At 73.7% G+C, this 17,339-nt stretch carries 19 protein-coding genes; 13 read left to right on the top strand and 6 right to left on the bottom strand.

Annotated elements, in window-relative coordinates; translation table 11 throughout:
• The gene (locus tag ACGFWI_RS32635) at positions 1 to 810 is read right to left on the bottom strand and encodes a succinate dehydrogenase (protein WP_393909652.1); all 810 of its coding nucleotides are present in this window, start codon (positions 808 to 810) and stop codon (positions 1 to 3) included.
• Positions 811 to 905: 95 nt separating this feature from the next.
• Between ACGFWI_RS32635 and ACGFWI_RS32630 the strand changes: the two genes are divergently transcribed.
• Both ACGFWI_RS32630 and ACGFWI_RS32625 read left to right on the top strand, forming a co-directional pair.
• Positions 906 to 1,802, top strand: coding sequence for a LysR family transcriptional regulator (locus ACGFWI_RS32630; RefSeq protein WP_393909651.1), 897 nt, complete (start codon positions 906 to 908; stop codon positions 1,800 to 1,802).
• 131 nt (positions 1,803 to 1,933) lie between these two features.
• Complete coding sequence (locus ACGFWI_RS32625; protein ID WP_393909650.1) at positions 1,934 to 2,566, top strand: TIGR03085 family metal-binding protein; 633 nt, start codon at positions 1,934 to 1,936, stop codon at positions 2,564 to 2,566.
• Between the two features lie 28 nt (positions 2,567 to 2,594).
• Here the strand turns inward: ACGFWI_RS32625 and ACGFWI_RS32620 are convergent, their stop codons facing one another.
• A complete protein-coding gene (locus ACGFWI_RS32620) occupies positions 2,595 to 2,738 on the bottom strand; it encodes a hypothetical protein (protein ID WP_393909649.1) in 144 nt (47 codons plus the stop codon).
• 24 nt (positions 2,739 to 2,762) lie between these two features.
• On the opposite strand from ACGFWI_RS32620, the gene hisI reads away from it, so the two are divergent.
• The 11 genes from hisI to lgt all read left to right on the top strand — a co-directional run bounded on the left by hisI (position 2,763) and on the right by lgt (position 12,251).
• The gene (hisI, locus tag ACGFWI_RS32615; protein ID WP_393909705.1) at positions 2,763 to 3,161 is read left to right on the top strand and encodes a phosphoribosyl-AMP cyclohydrolase; all 399 of its coding nucleotides are present in this window, start codon (positions 2,763 to 2,765) and stop codon (positions 3,159 to 3,161) included.
• Positions 3,162 to 3,172: 11 nt separating this feature from the next.
• A complete protein-coding gene (locus tag ACGFWI_RS32610; RefSeq protein WP_393909648.1) occupies positions 3,173 to 4,717 on the top strand; it encodes an anthranilate synthase component I in 1,545 nt (514 codons plus the stop codon).
• A gap of 55 nt (positions 4,718 to 4,772) precedes the next feature.
• The gene (locus tag ACGFWI_RS32605) at positions 4,773 to 5,438 is read left to right on the top strand and encodes a TIGR02234 family membrane protein (RefSeq protein ID WP_393909647.1); all 666 of its coding nucleotides are present in this window, start codon (positions 4,773 to 4,775) and stop codon (positions 5,436 to 5,438) included.
• A gap of 84 nt (positions 5,439 to 5,522) precedes the next feature.
• Positions 5,523 to 5,768, top strand: a complete 246-nt coding sequence (locus ACGFWI_RS32600; RefSeq protein WP_393909646.1) for an HGxxPAAW family protein — start codon at positions 5,523 to 5,525, stop codon at positions 5,766 to 5,768.
• Between the two features lie 140 nt (positions 5,769 to 5,908).
• Entirely contained in the window at positions 5,909 to 6,376 is a 468-nt protein-coding gene (locus ACGFWI_RS32595) for a DUF2752 domain-containing protein (protein ID WP_393909645.1), read from the top strand.
• 184 nt (positions 6,377 to 6,560) lie between these two features.
• Entirely contained in the window at positions 6,561 to 7,370 is an 810-nt protein-coding gene (trpC, locus tag ACGFWI_RS32590) for an indole-3-glycerol phosphate synthase TrpC (RefSeq protein WP_393909644.1), read from the top strand.
• Between the two features lie 136 nt (positions 7,371 to 7,506).
• Positions 7,507 to 7,671, top strand: a complete 165-nt coding sequence (gene trpM, locus ACGFWI_RS32585; protein ID WP_393909704.1) for a tryptophan biosynthesis modulator TrpM — start codon at positions 7,507 to 7,509, stop codon at positions 7,669 to 7,671.
• A gap of 241 nt (positions 7,672 to 7,912) precedes the next feature.
• Positions 7,913 to 9,199, top strand: coding sequence for a tryptophan synthase subunit beta (gene trpB / locus ACGFWI_RS32580; RefSeq protein WP_393909643.1), 1,287 nt, complete (start codon positions 7,913 to 7,915; stop codon positions 9,197 to 9,199).
• On the top strand, positions 9,196 to 10,014 hold the full coding sequence (gene trpA, locus ACGFWI_RS32575; RefSeq protein WP_393909642.1) for a tryptophan synthase subunit alpha: 819 nt from the start codon (positions 9,196 to 9,198) through the stop codon (positions 10,012 to 10,014). The genes trpB and trpA overlap by 4 nt, the downstream gene beginning before the upstream one ends.
• A 115-nt stretch (positions 10,015 to 10,129) precedes the next feature.
• Complete coding sequence (locus ACGFWI_RS32570) at positions 10,130 to 11,047, top strand: DsbA family protein (RefSeq protein ID WP_393909641.1); 918 nt, start codon at positions 10,130 to 10,132, stop codon at positions 11,045 to 11,047.
• A 130-nt stretch (positions 11,048 to 11,177) separates the two neighbouring features.
• Positions 11,178 to 12,251, top strand: coding sequence for a prolipoprotein diacylglyceryl transferase (gene lgt, locus ACGFWI_RS32565; protein ID WP_393909640.1), 1,074 nt, complete (start codon positions 11,178 to 11,180; stop codon positions 12,249 to 12,251).
• Positions 12,252 to 12,372: 121 nt separating this feature from the next.
• Here the strand turns inward: lgt and ACGFWI_RS32560 are convergent, their stop codons facing one another.
• From ACGFWI_RS32560 to ACGFWI_RS32545, 4 genes are all read right to left on the bottom strand, one after another.
• Complete coding sequence (locus tag ACGFWI_RS32560; RefSeq protein ID WP_393909639.1) at positions 12,373 to 13,395, bottom strand: HpcH/HpaI aldolase/citrate lyase family protein; 1,023 nt, start codon at positions 13,393 to 13,395, stop codon at positions 12,373 to 12,375.
• A complete protein-coding gene (locus tag ACGFWI_RS32555) occupies positions 13,392 to 14,624 on the bottom strand; it encodes a CaiB/BaiF CoA transferase family protein (protein ID WP_393909703.1) in 1,233 nt (410 codons plus the stop codon). Before ACGFWI_RS32555 ends, ACGFWI_RS32560 begins: the two co-directional genes overlap by 4 nt.
• A 20-nt stretch (positions 14,625 to 14,644) precedes the next feature.
• Positions 14,645 to 16,018 (bottom strand): ADP-ribosylglycohydrolase family protein, encoded by a 1,374-nt coding sequence (locus ACGFWI_RS32550; protein ID WP_393909702.1) that lies wholly within the window; start codon positions 16,016 to 16,018, stop codon positions 14,645 to 14,647.
• A 74-nt stretch (positions 16,019 to 16,092) separates the two neighbouring features.
• Entirely contained in the window at positions 16,093 to 17,289 is a 1,197-nt protein-coding gene (locus ACGFWI_RS32545; protein ID WP_393909701.1) for an ADP-ribosylglycohydrolase family protein, read from the bottom strand.
• Positions 17,290 to 17,339: the final 50 nt, after the last annotated feature.

Here is a 17,339-nt window from a genome sequence, read left to right as displayed (position 1 = left end):
TCAGCTCACTACTCCGGTCATCACGGAGACGGGGACGGCGAGGAAGCCAGCGGTCAGGGCGGCGGCGAGGGCGTTCGCGAGGGTCTTGAGCGTCCGGTCGCGGCCGGGACGGTTGGCGCCGAGCGTCTGCGCGGCGCTCCAGAAGCCGTGCCGGACGTGCAGGCCGAGGGCGAGCATCGCCACGATGTAGACGGTGTTGCCGTACCAGGTGGAGAAGGTCGCCAGCACGTTCGCGTACGGGTGGCCGGCCTCGGCGCGCGGATTCACCGTCAGCGTCGTCAGGTCCAGGAGGTGCCAGACGAGGAAGAGGCCGAGGATGACACCGCCCCAGCGCATCGTCCGGGTGGCATAGCTCCCGCGGCGCCGCAGAAGGCGGCGCGGTACGAAGCGCCTCGGCCGGGAGAGGTGGCCGGGGGACGGGAGAAGGAGGTGCGGTGCGAAGCGCCTCGGCCAGGGGCGGTGGCCGGGCGACGGGCGGGCGTAGGCGACCGGCCGGGCGGCGATGTCGCGGCGGCTGAGCTGGTACGCGGCCACCGCGTGCACCACGACCGCGGCGAGCAGCACCACCCGCGCGATCCACAGGAACCACTCGTGGTGCAGGAACGGCTCGCCGATGGTGCGCAGCCAGGCGGCGTACGCGTCGAAGTCCACCGCCCCGAAGAAGATCTTGAGATTGCCCAGCATATGGACGACCAGATACAGCAGCATCACGATGCCGCTGACGGCCATTGCCGTCTTCTTGCCGACGGTCGAGCGCCACAGAAGGCCCGCGAAGGACGGCCGTCGGTCCGTCCGTGTGTCCAGTGCCATGGGTCCCGACGGTAAGGACCGGATCTCTCATCAGTCCAAGACATGGTCCGGCTCATCTCCATAGGCTGTGGCTATCACCGCCTACCATGCCCCTTATGCAGCTGCAGCAGCTCCGCTACTTCACCGCCGTGGCCGACACCCGGCACTTCACCCGCGCCGCCGAGCGCGAACATGTCGCCCAGCCCTCCCTTTCCCAGCAGATCCGGTCGCTGGAACGGGAGTTGGGCGCGGAGCTCTTCCACCGTGCCCGCGGCCACATCAGCCTCACCGACGCCGGCGAGACGCTGCTGCCGCTCGCCCGGCGCATCCTCGCCGACGCCGAGACCGCCCGCCGGGAGGTCCAGGAGGTCGCCCAGCTGCGCCGCGGGCGGCTGCGCCTCGGCGCCCCGCCCAGCCTGTGTGCCAGCCTCGTCCCCGACGTCCTGCGGGCCTTCCACGCCGCCTACCCGGGCGTGGATCTGCTCGTGACCGAGGACGGCTCGCAGGATCTGGTCCGGGCGCTGGCCGACGGCGCCCTGGACCTGGCCCTGATCATCACCCCGCTGCCGGTCCAGGCCCCCGCGCTGACCACCTCCGACCTGCTGCGCGAGGAACTCGTCGTGGTCTCCGCGCCCGACCGCCCGGCCCCCGTCGGCCGGCGCACCCGCATCCGGGTGGAGGATCTGCAAGGGCGGCCGCTGGCCATGTTCCGCCGCGGCTACGACCTGCGGGAATTCACCACCGCGGCGTGCCGGGCGGCCGGGTTCGAGCCGGCCTTCACGGTCGAGGGCGGCGAGATGGACGCGGTCCTCGGCTTCGTCCGGGCCAGGCTGGGCATCGCCGTGGTCCCCAGCATGGTCGCCGAACGCTCCGGCCTGCGCATCACCCGCTTCTCGACGCCCGGAATGCACCGCGTGGTGTCCGTCGCCCACCGGGGCGATGTCTCCCCGCCGCGGGCCGCCCGGGAGCTGGAGCGCATCCTGATGGCCCACCTGGAGCCGGGGCGGCCCTGAGGGTGCGGCCCGGCGGGCGGGGGAGCAGGGCCGGGGCGGGCGGGGGAGACGAGCCAGGGCGGGCGCGGGAGCGGGGCCGGGGCGGGCGCGGCCCCGTGGCAGGGGGCCCCGGCCGGTCGTAGGCTGGCCGCATGTCGACCCATGCGAAGCGTGAACGGCTCCTTCTCGCCGACCTGTTGGAGAGCGCCGGCCCCGAGGCGCCGACGCTGTGTGAGAACTGGAACGCGCGGGAACTGGCCGCGCATGTGGTGGTGCGCGAGCGGCGCGCCGACGCGGCCGGCGGGATCCTCGTCAAGCCGCTGGCCGCACGGCTGGAGCGGGTGCAGGCCGAGTTCGCCGACAAGCCGTACGAGGAGCTGATCCGGCTGATCAGGACCGGGCCGCCGCGGATGTCGCCGTTCGTGCTCAAGCAGATCGACGAGGCGGCCAACACCGTCGAGTTCTACGTCCACGCCGAGGACGTACGGCGCGCCCAGCCGGACTGGGCCCCGCGCGAGCTGGACCCCGTGTTCGCGGACGCCCTGTGGTCCAGGATCGAGCGGATGGCCCGTGTGCTGGGCCGGAAATCGCCGGTGGGCCTGGTGCTGCGGCGCCCGGACGGGCGGACGGCGGTGGCCCATCGCGGCACCCCGGTGGTCACGGTCGTCGGCGAGCCGGGCGAGCTGACGATGTTCGCCTTCGGCCGGCAGGAGGTCGCCGACGTGGACCTGGACGGCGACAAGGACGCCATCGAACGGCTGACGGCGGCGAAGCTGGGGGTATGAGCCCTTCGGCTCCTCCGGCCCCTCCGGCTCACGAGCGGAACACCACCACCACGAGCACCACGCCGACCACCACCGCCGCCACGAACACCGCCACCAGCACCCGCGCCGCCACCCGCGCGGCGCGGTCCGGGTCCGGCGGCGGTGGCGGCACGGGCGGCTGCTGATGATGCATGTCTGCAGGATGCCGCACGGCACAATGGACACCATGAGCAGCCGCGCCGCCACCCCGGACACCACCCCCGCCCTGGACCCCGCCATCGCCGCCCGCCTCAAGCGCGGCGCCGACGGTCTGGTCCCCGCCATCGCCCAGCAGTACGACACCGGCGAGGTGCTGATGCTCGGCTGGATGGACGACGAGGCGCTGCACCGCACCCTGACCTCCGGCCGCTGCACGTACTGGTCCCGCAGCCGCCGGGAGTACTGGGTCAAGGGCGACACCTCCGGCCACGTCCAGTACGTGAAGTCGGTGGCGCTGGACTGTGACGCCGACACCGTCCTGGTCCAGGTCGACCAGGTCGGGGCCGCGTGTCACACCGGCGACCGCACCTGCTTCGACGCGGATGTACTGGCCACCGGGACCGGTCAGGACCAGTAGGCTCCGCTGCCATGACCACGGGAACCACCGGCACCGCCACTCCGGACCTCGACACCTTCCGCACCCTCGCCAAGGACCGGCGGGTCATCCCCGTCACCCGGCGCCTGCTCGCGGACGGTGACACACCGGTCGGGCTCTACCGCAAACTCGCCGACGAACGCCCCGGCACCTTCCTCCTGGAGTCCGCCGAGAACGGCCGTACGTGGTCGCGCTACTCCTTCATCGGTGTCCGCAGCGCCGCCACGCTCACCACCCGCGACGGGCAGGCGCACTGGCTCGGCACCCCGCCCGTCGGCATGCCCACGGGCGGCGACCCGCTCGCCGCGCTGCGCGCCACCGTCGAGGCGCTGCACACCCCCCGGGATCTCATCGAGGGCGAGGGGCTGCCGCCGTTCACCGGCGGCATGGTCGGCTACCTGGGCTACGACATCGTGCGCCGCCTGGAGAAGGTCGGCGAGCAGACCGAGGACGACCTCCGGCTGCCCGAGCTGACCATGCTGCTCACCTCCGATCTCGCCGTCCTCGACCACTGGAACGGCACGGTCCTGCTGATCGCCAACGCGATCAACCACAACGACCTCGACACCGGTGTCGACGAGGCCTACGCGGACGCGGTGGCCCGTCTGGACACCATGGCCGACGACCTCGCCCGGCCCGCGCACACCGGTGCCGCCGCGCTGCCGCCGTCCGAGGTCCCCCCGTACACCGCCGAGTGGGGCGGCCCCGCCTTCCAGGAGGCCGTCGAGGACATCAAGGAGCGCATCCGGGCCGGTGAGGCCTTCCAGGTGGTGCCCTCCCAGCGCTTCGAGACCCCGTGCACGGCCGGCGCGCTGGACGTCTACAGGGTGCTGCGGGCCACCAACCCCAGCCCCTACATGTACCTCTTCCGCTTCGAGGGCGGCGAGGACGGTGAGGGGTCGGCCTTCGATGTCGTCGGCTCCAGCCCCGAGGCGCTGGTGAAGGTCGAGGACGGCCGGGCCATGGTCCACCCCATCGCCGGCACCCGCCCGCGCGGAGCGTCCGTCCAGGAGGACCAGGCCCTGGCCGACGAGCTGATGGCCGACCCCAAGGAACGCGCCGAGCATCTGATGCTGGTCGACCTGGGGCGCAACGACCTGGGCCGGGTGTGCGAGCCGGGCAGCGTCGAGGTCGTCGACTTCATGTCCGTCGAGCGCTACAGCCATGTGATGCACATCGTCTCCACGGTCACCGGGCAGGTGGCCGAGGGCCGTACCGCCTTCGACGTGCTCACCGCCTGCTTCCCCGCCGGCACGCTCTCCGGCGCCCCCAAGCCGCGCGCCCTGCAGATCATCGAGGAGCTGGAGCCGACCCGGCGCGGTCTGTACGGCGGCTGTGTCGGCTACCTCGACTTCGCCGGCGACTCCGACACCGCCATCGCGATCCGCACGGCACTGCTGCGGGACGGCACCGCCTACGTCCAGGCGGGCGCCGGAGTGGTCGCCGACTCCGACCCGGTGGCCGAGGACACCGAGTGCCGCAACAAGGCGGCCGCGGTGCTGCGTGCCGTCAACACCGCGAACCACCTGGGCAGGTAGCCGACCACCACCCCGCGCGCCGGTACCCGCCGGCCGGTGCGCGATAGTGGTACGCGTGAGTGCCGTACCCCAGACCCCTGCCGAGACCGAGCCCCCGGGCGTGCCCGCGCCCCCGCCGGCCCGGCCCGCGCCACGCGCCACACGCAGTCTCGCCCTGGCGCTGCCGGCCGGCGCGGTCGGCGCCGCCCTGGCGCTGCTGGCCTCCGGCCGTACCTGGGCCGAGGGCACCGCGGTGCTGGCCCAGGGCGAGCTGCCGCGCAGCGTGACCGGCGCCGATGTGACCGGTGTGCCCGGCGCGCTGGCCGTCGTCGGCCTGGCCGCGCTGGTCGCCGTCTTCGCGGTGCGCCGGGCCGGCCGGATCGCGGTCGCCGCTCTGCTCACGCTCAGCGGGGTGGGCATCACGGTCGCCGCCGCGCTGGGCAACTCCGACACCTCGGCGCTGCGGGAGAAGGCCGCCACCGCGGTCGGACTGACCGGCGCCGATGTGCATCACGTCACGCACACCGGATGGCCGTGGGTGGCCGCCGCCGGCGGTCTGCTGCTGCTGGTCGCCGGGCTGCTGGCGCTGGCCCAGGGACGCCACTGGCCTGCAATGTCGGGCCGGTACGAGCGCACGCCCGGTGGCGCCCGCGGCCCGCGGCGCGCTCCGGCCGCGCCGGATCTGGACCGTCCGGAGGAGATCTGGAAGTCCCTGGACCGCGGTGAGGACCCCACCCGGTAACGGTGCTCCGCCCGGCATCGGTGACAATGGGCGCGAGGATCACCGCGCCCCGACCCCGGCGCGAGAGAGCAACGAGGAGCATTCATGTCGAGCAGTGGCCACGGACACACCCCCGCCGCCTGGACCGGCGTCATCATCTCGTTCATCGGCTTCTGTGTCTCCGGAGCCTTCATCGTGCTGGCGAATGTGCCCGGCTTCTGGGCCGGCATCGTGCTGATCGGCCTCGGCGCCGTGGTGGGCGGTCTGATGCGCTCGGCGGGCCTTGGCCAGGAGCCCAAGCGCTCGGCCACGCCGCGCCCCCAGGCGCAGGCGCAGCCGCAGGAGGGCTGAGCTCCCGCTCCCGTGGCGCCGCCCGGCGCCACCCTCGTGGCACCCCTCGAAGGCGCCGCTTCCCGGCCGTACGCACCCTGGTGCCGTACCCGCCGTCCGTGCCCGTTCCGTACGGCGGCCGAGAAGCTGCGCCTTTGCGTATGCGGCAGCACAATCAGCACGTGAGCGAACCCGCGGTGCGGCCCCGGCCCGAAGCCCCACTCCACGGTGGCCTGCCACGCCGTCTCGCGGCACCCCTGGGCGCCCTGGCCGCCGCCACCGCCGCCTTCGGCTACCTCGGCGCCGTCGACCCGAACGAGCCCGGCCACTATCCGGTGTGCCCGCTGCTGCACCTCACCGGCCTCTTGTGCCCGGCCTGCGGCGGCCTGCGCAGCGCCCATGCCGTCGTCCACGGCGATCTCGCCGCGGCGCTGGGCGCCAACGCCCTCGCGGTGACCGGGTACGCCGCCTGTGCGGTCTTCTGGGCCCTCTGGCTGGGCCGTGCGGTGCGCGGACGCCGTACGGCGGGCCCGCGGCCGCGGGCCGTCCACTGGTGGGCGCTGGGCGGCCTGCTGCTGGTCTTCACGGTCATCCGCAATCTCCCCTTCGGCAGCGGGCTGGCACCGTGATCCGCCGGTGTGCGGACCGGCGGTGCATCCCACTACGCAACCCGGATATGTCCAGGTCGTGGGACCGCGGTCCACCGGATGTGAGACCTGCATCCCTTGGCGGATACCATCGGAGTGCCGGGTGGGTCAGCTTGTCCCAGCAGGCCACTGTTCACCTCCACCGCTCAAGAAGGAGGCCGCTCGCGTGAGTGTGCTCGACGAGATCATCGACGGCGTCCGTGCCGACCTCGCAGAGCGGCAGGCGCGCGTCGGCCTCGACGAGCTCAAGGAACGGGCCCAGAAGGCGCGCCCCGCCAAGGACGGCGTCGCCGCACTCAAGGGCGAGAGCGTCACGGTGATCTGCGAGGTCAAGCGCTCCAGCCCCTCCAAGGGCGCGCTCGCCGCGATCGCCGACCCGGCCGGCCTGGCCGCCGACTACGAGGCGGGCGGCGCGGCGGTCATCTCCGTCCTGACCGAGCAGCGCAGGTTCGGCGGTTCGCTGGCCGACCTGGAGGCCGTCCGCGCCAAGGTCGACATCCCCGTCCTGCGCAAGGACTTCATCGTCACCGCCTACCAGCTGTGGGAGGCCCGTGCCTACGGCGCCGACCTCGCGCTGCTGATCGTCTCCGCGCTGGAGCAGGAGGCGCTGGTCTCGCTGATCGAGCGGGCCGAGTCGATCGGGCTGACGCCGCTGGTCGAGGTGCACGACGAGGACGAGGTCGCCCGCGCGGTGGACGCCGGCGCCAAGATCATCGGTGTCAACGCCCGCAACCTGAAGACCCTTGAGGTCGACCGCGGCAACTTCGCCCGGATCGCCCCCGAGATCCCCGACCACATCGTCAAGATCGCCGAGTCCGGGGTGCGCGGACCGCACGACCTGATCGCGTACGCCAATGACGGCGCGGACGCGGTGCTGGTCGGCGAGTCCCTGGTGACCGGCAAGGACCCCAAGACCGCGGTCGCCGACCTGGTCGCCGCGGGCTCCCACCCGGCGATCCGGCACGGCCGGTCCTGAGCGCCCGGGGACGGCACACACCGACATGACCGCCATCGCCGCAGGCATCCGCTGCCGGGCCCGGGTTCCGTACCCGGGCCCGGTCGGCGTGCCCGCCGCGGCGGGGGCCGCCCGCGTCCCCTACCCGGTGCTCGGCGTGGCCCGCCACCGCCCCGAGCCGCAGCGCTGTGCGCTGCCCCCCTGGCACCGCGGCTGCCGGGCGCCCGCACGGCGGGTCCACGGACGCCGGGTGAGGTATCACATCGGATCCGAGCCGGGACAGATCAACGGCATGCGATGGCGACCGGGGTCCGCGCGCTGACGCGTCGGCCCCGGGCCGGCGCCGGGTCGCTCCGGGGCACAGCGGTCCGCTGACCGCCGGCCGACGGCGTCCCGTGACGACCGTCGGTCCACGCACCGCCCGTCCGCAGAACCGGTCCCGTCGGCTCTGCGGCGGCAGCGACCCCGCAGCGTGCGCGCCGCATACCGTGATGCTCAAATCCCGAATATCTCCGACATAACCGGACTTCCGGGGCAGTTGCCCCGGCCTAGGAGTGCGTCTGATGTCCTCCGATTTCTTCCTTCCCGACCCCGAGGGGCTCGTGCCCGGCCCCGACGGCTATTTCGGTGCCTACGGCGGCAAGTTCATCCCCGAGGCGCTGGTCGCCGCGGTCGACGAGGTCGCCGTCGAGTACGAGAAGGCCAAGGCGGACCCCGCGTTCGCCGCCGAGCTCAACGACCTGATGGTCAACTACACCGGGCGCCCCAGCGCGCTCACCGAGGTATCGCGGTTCGCCGAACACGCCGGCGGGGCCCGGGTGTTCCTCAAGCGCGAGGACCTCAACCACACCGGCTCGCACAAGATCAACAACGTGCTGGGGCAGGCGCTGCTCACCAAGCGGATGGGCAAGACCCGGGTCATCGCCGAGACCGGCGCCGGCCAGCACGGCGTCGCCACCGCCACGGCCTGTGCGCTCTTCGGCCTCGACTGCACCGTCTACATGGGCGAGATCGACACCCGGCGCCAGGCCCTCAATGTCGCCCGGATGCGGATGCTCGGCGCCGAGGTCATCGCCGTGAAGTCCGGCAGCCGCACCCTCAAGGACGCCATCAACGAGGCCTTCCGCGACTGGGTGGCCAATGTCGACCACACCCACTACCTGTTCGGGACCGTCGCGGGACCGCACCCGTTCCCCGCGATGGTGCGCGACTTCCACCGCGTCATCGGCGTCGAGGCGCGCCGCCAGATCCTGGAGCGCGCAGGCCGTCTGCCCGACGCGGCCGTCGCCTGTGTCGGCGGCGGCTCCAACGCCATCGGGCTCTTCCACGCCTTCCTCCCGGACGCCGGCGTACGGCTCATCGGCTGCGAGCCGGCCGGCCACGGCATCGAGACCGGGGAGCACGCCGCCACGCTCAGCGCCGGTGAGCCCGGAATCCTGCACGGCTCCCGGAGTTACGTCCTCCAGGACGAGGAGGGCCAGATCACCGAGCCGTACTCCATCTCGGCCGGTCTCGACTACCCGGGCATCGGGCCCGAGCACGCCTTCCTCAAGGACAGCGGCCGCGGTGAGTACCGTGCCGTCACCGACGACGCCGCGATGCAGGCGCTGCGCCTGCTCTCGCAGACCGAGGGCATCATCCCGGCCATCGAGAGCGCCCACGCCCTCGCCGGGGCCCTGGACCTCGGCAAGGAGCTCGGCACGGACGGACTGATCGTCGTCAACCTGTCCGGGCGCGGCGACAAGGACATGGACACCGCCGCCCACTACTTCGGCCTGTACGACACCGACGCCGCCGTCGAGGCGGACACCGACACCGCTGACGCGGAGATCGAGGGGGACGTCAAGTGAGCGGGAACATCAAGCTGTTGAGTGACACCCTCGCCGCCACGAAGGCCGAGGGCCGCTCCGCCCTCATCGCCTATCTGCCGGCCGGGTTCCCGACCGTCGAGGGCGGCATCGAGGCGGCCAAGGCCGTCTTCGACGGCGGCGCGGACGTCGTGGAGATCGGGCTGCCGCACAGCGACCCGGTCCTCGACGGACCCGTCATCCAGACCGCCGACGACATCGCCCTGCGCGGCGGCGTGAAGATCGCGGACGTGATGCGGACCGTGCGCGAGGCGCATGAGGCCACCGGCAAGCCCGTCCTCGTCATGACGTACTGGAACCCGATCGACCGCTACGGCATCGAGCGTTTCACCGCCGAGCTCGCCGAGGCGGGCGGCGCCGGCTGCATCCTGCCCGACCTGCCGGTCCAGGAGTCCGCGACCTGGCGGGAGCACGCCGACAAGCACGGCCTCGCCACCGTCTTCGTCGTCGCCCCCAGCAGCAAGGACGCGCGACTCGCCGAGATCACGGCGGCGGGCTCCGGCTTCGTGTACGCCGCCTCGCTGATGGGCGTCACGGGCACCCGTGAGTCGGTGGGCGCGCAGGCGCAGGATCTCGTACGGCGCACCAAGGCGACCACCGGCCTGCCGGTCTGCGTCGGCCTCGGCGTCTCCAACCCCGAACAGGCCGCCGAGGTGGCCCGGTTCGCGGACGGTGTGATCGTCGGCTCGGCGTTCGTCAAGCGGCTGCTGGCGGCGGACGGCGACCTGGCGGACGGCCTCGCCGGGATCCGCGCCCTGGCGGGCGAGCTGGCCGAGGGCGTGCGCAAGCGGTCCTGAGCGGATGCGTGCGGCCGGGCCTGCGGGTACGCGGGCCCGGCGCGCTGTCCCTCGATAGGGCGAACATCGGTGCGGAGGGGTGCGGGAGCGCCCCTCCGCTTCGTTGTCCAGGGGCGTGAGCCAGAAGAACCATGAGGGTAAGAGAACCGCCCGCGAGCGGCTGCAGGAACAGCGGGAAAAGGAGAGGGTGCGCGCCCGGCGCCGCCGTCAGGCCGTCGTCGCCGGATCGGTGCTGGTGGTGCTGGCGATCGCCGGCGGCATCGCCGTCTGGGCGACCTCGTCGGGCGGCAGTGGCGGGAGCAGCTCCGACAACGAAACCGCCCGTCCGAAGCAGGCCAGCGGCGGCAGCAGACCCGCCATTCCCGTCGGTGCAGCCGGCGCCCCTTCCACACTCACGGTGTGGGAGGACTTCCGCTGCCCCGCCTGCCAGCAGTTCGAGACCGGCTTCCGCCCGGCCGTCCACGAGCTGGAGGACTCCGGCCAGCTCAAGACCGAGTACCACCTCGTGACGATCATCGACGGGAACTCCGGCGGCAAGGGATCGGTCAACGCCGCCAACGCCGCCCTGTGCGCCCAGGACGCGGGGAAGTTCCGCGAGTACCACGACGTCCTCTACTCCCACCAGCCGCCCGAGCCGCAGGACAAGTTCGCCGACAAGAAGTACCTCCTCCAACTGGCCGGCAAGGTCAAGGGACTGACGACCCCGGCCTTCACCACGTGCGTCAACGACGGGAGGTACGACCACTTCGTGCAGAAGTCCAACGACGCCTTCGCCAAGTCCGGATACCGCGGCACCCCGACCGTCCTGCTCAACGGCAAGGACCTCTCGAAGGAGAAGGGCGGCCGGTTCACGCCCGCGGACCTGAAGAAGATGGTGCAGGACGCCAACAAGGGCAAGCAGCCGGGGAAGAGCTCCTCGCCGCACACCGGCGCCGCACCGCACACGCACGGCTCACCCCAGGGAAAGCAGGCCGGACGGAGCGCCTCGCCCCAGGGGAAGCAGCCCGGAGTGGGGGTCACACCGGGGTCCTAGGGCCCCGCCCCGAGAGGCGCCGCGGTCTTCCCGGACACGCAGCGTCATGGCGTGAATGCGGGGTCGTTACGCAGCCGTTGCCGGGCGGGTTGTCGTCGACCCCGCCTGGCGCGGTAGCGTCGACCCTGCCATGGACCTCGCATTCATTCCCAGCCCGTCGGTCGGCGTCGTACATCTCGGCCCGATTCCGCTGCGCGGCTACGCATTCTGCATCATCATCGGCGTCTTCGTCGGCGTCTGGCTCGGCAACAAGCGCTGGGTGCAGCGTGGCGGCCGCTCCGGCACCGTCGCCGACATCGCCGTGTGGGCCGTGCCCTTCGGGCTGGTCGGCGGCCGCCTCTACCACGTCATCACGACGTACGAGCCGTACTTCGGCCCGAACGGTCACCCGCTGGACGCCTTCAAGGTGTGGGAGGGCGGCCTCGGCATCTGGGGCGCGGTCGCGCTCGGCGCCGTGGGCGCCTGGATCGGCTGCCGCCGGCGCGGCATCCCGCTTCCCGCGTACGCCGACGCGCTGGCGCCCGGTCTGGCCCTCGGGCAGGCGATCGGCCGCTGGGGCAACTGGTTCAACCAGGAGCTGTACGGCAGGCCGACCGATGTCCCGTGGGCGCTGAAGATCAGCTCCGACCCGGCCATCGGACGGGTCGGCGGCACCTACCACCCGACCTTCCTCTACGAGTGCCTGTGGTGCATCGGCGTCGCGGCGCTGGTGATCTGGGCCGACAAGCGCTTCCGGCTCGGCCACGGGCGGGCCTTCGCGCTGTATGTCGCCGCCTACTGCGCCGGCCGCGCCTGGATCGAGTACATGCGGGTCGACGAGGCGCACCACATCCTGGGCCTGCGGCTGAACGTCTGGACCGCGCTGATCGTCTTCGTCCTGGCCGTCGCCTACCTGGTGATCTCCGCCAAGAAGGCACCCGGCCGGGAAGCGGTCGTCGAGCCGGGGGCGGAGGGCGAGGACGGCGAAGGCGCCGAAGGGACCGAGGGCGCCGAGAGCGCCGAGAGCGCCGACGAGGCCAAGGTGTCGGTCGAGAAGCCGTCGACGACGGGATCCGGCGACGACGGCGGGACGGAGTCGGACGCCGACGGGGCCGCGGAGTCCGCGAAGGGCGAGCCCGGCGAGGAGAAGGCCGAGGACGCGGCGGATGCCCCCGCGGCGGATGCCTCCAAGCCTGCCGGCAGCGGCAGCACCAAGAAGACCTGAGGCGGCCACCGGCTGCCGACCGCGCCGGGCGGACCCGATACGTCGGATCCGCCCGGCGCTGTGCTGTCCGGACCCGGACCCGGACCCGGACCCGGAATCCGGACCCGGCGGCGGCGCGCGGTCAGCGCCGGCGCTCGGCCAGCTCCAGCACCCGCCGGGCCCCCGCGACCACCGCCGCATCCACGAACCGGCCGTCCGGCAGCGCCAGCGCCCCGCCGCCCTTCGCCGCGGCCGCCCGCACCGTCTCCCGTGCCACCGCGATCTCCTCCGCCGAGGGCAGATACGCGGCCTCGATGACCGGGAGCTGGCGGGGATGCACTGCCGCCCGGCCCAGGAACCCCAGGGCGCGGCCCCGGTCGCAGGACCGGGCCAGCCCGTCCAGATCGTGGAGGTCGGGGTAGACCGACTGCGGCGGCGGGGCCAGCCCCGCCGCGCGGGCGGCGACCACGGTCCGGCTGCGCGGCCAGGCCAGCCCGGTGTCGTCCCGCACCCCCAGCTCCCCGCACAGATCGGCCTCGCCGAGCGCGATCCCGCGGAGCGCCGGGTGCGCGGTGGCGATGGCGAAGGCGTGCTCGATGCCCAGCGCGGATTCGAGCAGGGCGTACAGGGCCGGGGTGGCGGGGAGCGCGCTCGCGGTGGCCGCGGGGGCGAGGGTGGCGGTGGTGGTTCCCGCGGCCGTACGGGAAGGGGGCCGGTGGCCCGCGAGGGTGCGCCCGGCCGGGCGCACGGCCCCTTCCGCGGCGTAGGGGAGGTGCCCGGGGACGGGCCGGGCCGCCGCCGTCGCCCAGCCGGCGGCGCGTTGGACATCCGCCGGGCTCTGCACCTTGGGCAGCCGCAGACCGGCCAGGCCCGGCTGCGTGGCGAGCGTGCGGATCTCGGTCTCGGCGAGCGGGCCGTCCAGCGCATTGACGCGGACATGGACCGGGGAGGGGCCCGGGGACGGGTCGCTCAGCAGCTCGGCGGTGGCGTGCAGCGCGTACTCCTTGCGGTCCGGGGCGACCGCGTCCTCCAGGTCGATCACGACCACATCGGCCCCGGAGCCGAGCGCCTTGGCGACCACCTCGGGGCGGTCCCCGGGAACATACAGCCAGGTCAGCGGCGTGGGAACGGCGGTCTGCCGAGGCGCCGGGGGAGCCGGCTTCACAGTGCACCCGCCGTGCGCAGCCCGTCGATCTCGGGACCGGTCAGCCCGATTCCGGCTAGCACCTCGTCCGTGTCCGCGCCGTGCGGGCGGCCCGCCCACCGGATGGCGCCCGGCGTCCGGGAGAGCCGGAAGAGGACGTTCTGCATCCGGATGGTGCCGAGCTCGTCGTCCGGGACCTCGGTGATCGAGCCCAGCGCCTGGTACTGCGGATCCGCCATCACCTCGCGGATGTCGTAGATGGGCGCCACAGCCGCCTCGGCCTTCTCGAAGGCGGCCGTCACCTCGGCCCGGTCGTGCCGGGCGATCCAGTCCGCGACCGCCGTATCGAGCTCATCGGCGTGCCGGGCGCGTCCCGCCCCGGTCGCGAACCAGGGCTCGTCGATCACCTCGGGCCGGCCGACCAGCCGCATCACCCGCTCGGCGACCGACTCGGCCGAGGCGGAGACCGCCACCCAGGAGCCGTCGGCGGTGCGGTAGGTGTTGCGCGGCGCGACATTGGCGGAGCGGTTGCCGGTCCGCGGCTGGACATGGCCGAGCTGGTCGTACCAGAGCGGCTGCGGGCCGAGGACGGTCAGCATCGGTTCGATCAGCGCCAGGTCGATGACCTGGCCGTGCCCGGTGGCCGCCCGCCCGTGCAGCGCGGCCATCACGGCGTACGACGTGGTCAGCCCGGCGATCGCGTCGGCGAGACCGAACGGCGGCAGGGTCGGCGGCCCGCCCGGCTCACCGGTGATCGCGGCGAAGCCGCTCATCGCCTCGGCCAGGGTGCCGAACCCGGGGCGGCGGGCGTACGGGCCGAACTGCCCGAAGCCGGTGACCCGGGCCAGCACCAGCCGCGGGTTGGCGGCGGACAGCTCGTCCCAGCCCAGCCCCCATCGCTCCAGGGTCCCGGGCCGGAAGTTCTCGACGACGACGTCCGCCCCGGCTGCCAGCCGCAGCAGGACGTCCCGGCCGTCCGGGTGGGAGAGGTCGAGCGTGATGGTCTTCTTGTTGCGGCCCAGCAGCTTCCACCACAGCCCGATGCCGTCCTTGGCGGGGCCGTGGCCGCGCGACGGGTCGGGCCGGTGCGGATGCTCGACCTTGATCACCTCGGCGCCGTAGTCCCCCAGCAGGGTGGCGGCGAGCGGACCGGCGAACAGCGTGGCGAGGTCGAGCACCCGCAGCCCGGCGAGCGGACCGCCGGCGGGGGGCTCAGCGGCGGTGCGGTCGCCGGCGGCGGGCCCGGTCATCCCGGACAGGGACGGGTCGGTCATGGCGCGGGTGCCTCCGGTCGGTCGGGGGAGTGGCGTGGCACGGCCAGGGCGGCGGTACGTGCCGCGAGGGTGTCGAAGCCGATGCCGTCCAGCCCGCCGACGCCGGTGGCGAGCCGGTTGCGCAGCGGTGCCGTCCAGCGGGCGGGCAGCGCCCGGGGCGATCCGGCGAGCAGCCCCGCCAGCGAGCCGGCCGTGGCGCCGTTGGAGTCGGTGTCCCAACCCCCGGACACCGCACGGCAGATGGAGCCGGTGAAGTCGCCGTCGGCGTGGGTGAGCGCGGCGGCCAGCAGTGCCGCGTTCGGCACGGCGTGCACCCAGTGGTGGTGCCCGTACGCGGTGTGCAGCCGGTCGACGACGGCCGCGAAGCCGGCCGGCGTACCGGTGGGCTCGTCGTGCGCCGCCGCGATCCCGCAGCGGACGGCCTGCGCGAGCCGGGAGGGCGCCGGGATCACGGCCAGCCCGGCCCGCAGCGCGCCGTGCACGTCGGCGGTGCCGCCGGCCGCCTCGGCGAGCGCGGCGGCCGCGAACATCGCGCCGTACACGCCGTTCGCGGTATGGCTGAGCGTGGCGTCCTTCCAGGCCTCGGCTGCGGCGGCCGCCGGATCGCCGGGGTGCGTCCAGCCGAAGATGTCGGCCCGGATCTGCGCGCCGATCCACTCCCGGAACGGGTTGCGGTGCCGCGCGGTGTGCGGCGGCTCGATGCCGTCCAGGAGATTGCGGTACGCGAGGCGCTCGGCGGTGAAGGTACGGCCGGCCGGGAGTTCGTCCAGCCACAGTCGCGCCACATCGGCGGTGGCGAAGCCGTGTCCGTGGCGTTCGAGGAGCAGCAGACCGAGCAGCGGGTAGTTGAGGTCGTCGTCCTCGGGCATGCCGTCGATGTTCCCGGCGAGCGAGGTGGTGCGGCTGCGGCGGTTCCACGGGTAGCACGCGGCCACCGCGGGATCGAGTCCGCTGTCGGTGAAGTACGCGGCCAGCGGCCAGTTACCGGTCGAGCGGGCGAGCGCGCGCACACCGCTGAGCGGCAGCTTCTCGACGGGCTTGCCGAGCAGACAGCCGGCCGCCCGCCCGAGCCAGGCGGCCTCCAGGCGGGCGGTCAGGGTGCGGCCGTCCGGCCGGGGGCCGCGGCTCACCGGCGCCCAGGTTGCCTGAATGGCCGTCAGTCCGGTGGGCTCGTCGTCCTCCGACGGGCAGGGCAGCAGCGCGAGTTCGTCGAGCAGCGTCCCGGCGAGGGCCCGAAGCGCCGGGTCCGCGGGGCCGGGGGAGGCGCCCGCCCGGCCGGGAGCCGTCGTGCCGCCCGCCACCCGCCACCGCCGCGCGATCCCGGCGGCGTCCCGGCCGTCCTCCGCCGCCTGCCGCAGCTCATGACCCATCAGGTCCTCGGGCTGCACCCAGGTCACCCGGAGCGGCGCCGCGGAAACGGGCCGGGCGACGGCCGCCGTGGCCGTCACCGCTCGCCCGCCTCCGTCATCGCCGGGATGGCCGAGATGGCGGTGAAGGCCTGCTCATGGGTGCGGGCGCGGGCCCGGTCACGGGTGAAGATCTCGCGGGCGACGGCGGCCAGCGCGGTCCCGGGCGCCTGCAGATCGAGACGGCTGGCGCGGGCGACCTCCTCGCTCCACTCGGCCGGCACCGCCGCCGCGCCGCGCAGGGCGCCGACGAGCGCGCCGCTCATCGTGGCGATCGAGTCGCAGTCACGGCCGTAGTTGACCGCGCCGAGGACCGTGGCCCGGAAGTCGCCGCCACCGATCAGCAACATGCCCAGGGCGATGGGGAGTTCCTCGATGGCGTGCAGCCGGGAGGGGCGCCGGGCACCGAGCGACGGGTTGCGGTAGTCCGGGCCCACCGTGTCGAAGGGGGCGATCGCCGCACGCAGCGGCACCAGCGCCGACTCGGGGTCGGTGAGCGACGCCGCGGCCTCGCAGACCGCCTCGATCGCGGCGCGGGTGCCGTCCTTGGCCAGCCGCAGCGCCTGGACGACGACCGAGGACGGGGTGGCGTCCGGCGTGAACGCGGCGGCCACCGCCGCGGCGAACACCCCCGCCGCCTCCCGCCCGTAGGAGGCCTGATGGGCGCCGGAGATGTCCAGCGCCTCGGCGTACGCCCGGTCCGGATTACCGGCGTTGACGATGCCGACCGGTGCCATGTACATCGCCGCACCACAGTTGACGATGTTTCCGACGCCCGCCTCGCGCGGGTCCGCATGCCCGTAGTGCAGCCGTGCCACGATCCACTTCTCGGCGAGGAAGATCCGCTGCAGCGGCAGCGCCTCGGTCTCCAGCTCGGGGATCCAGCGGGGAGTCCCGATCAGATCCGGTACGAGGTGGTCGGCGATGTCATAGGCGTCGAGGTGATCGCGCACGGTCTCGTAGACCCGCACCAGCGCATGCGTCATCAAGGTGTCGTCGGTGACGTGGCCGTCGCCCTTGTGGTACGGCGCGATCGGGCGGGCGGTGCGCCAGTCGTCGTGGAACGGTCCGACGATGCCCCCGACCCGGCCGCCGTGCCGCCTGACGATCTCCTGCGGCGACCAGCCCTCCACGGGCCCGCCGAGCGCATCGCCCACGGCGGCGCCGACCAGAGCCCCGGCCGCCCGGTCCTCCAGGGACGGCGGGGCGGAGACGACGGGAGGCACCGGGCTCATGGGCGAGGAAGTGGCGACCGGGGTGACCGCGATGCCCGGCAGGACCCGGG

It is taken from the genome of Streptomyces sp. NPDC048434 (assembly GCF_043200375.1).
Classification (GTDB): domain Bacteria; phylum Actinomycetota; class Actinomycetes; order Streptomycetales; family Streptomycetaceae; genus Streptomyces.
Note: the sequence above shows the minus strand (reverse complement) of the source record. Positions and strands in the feature narration are given on the sequence as shown.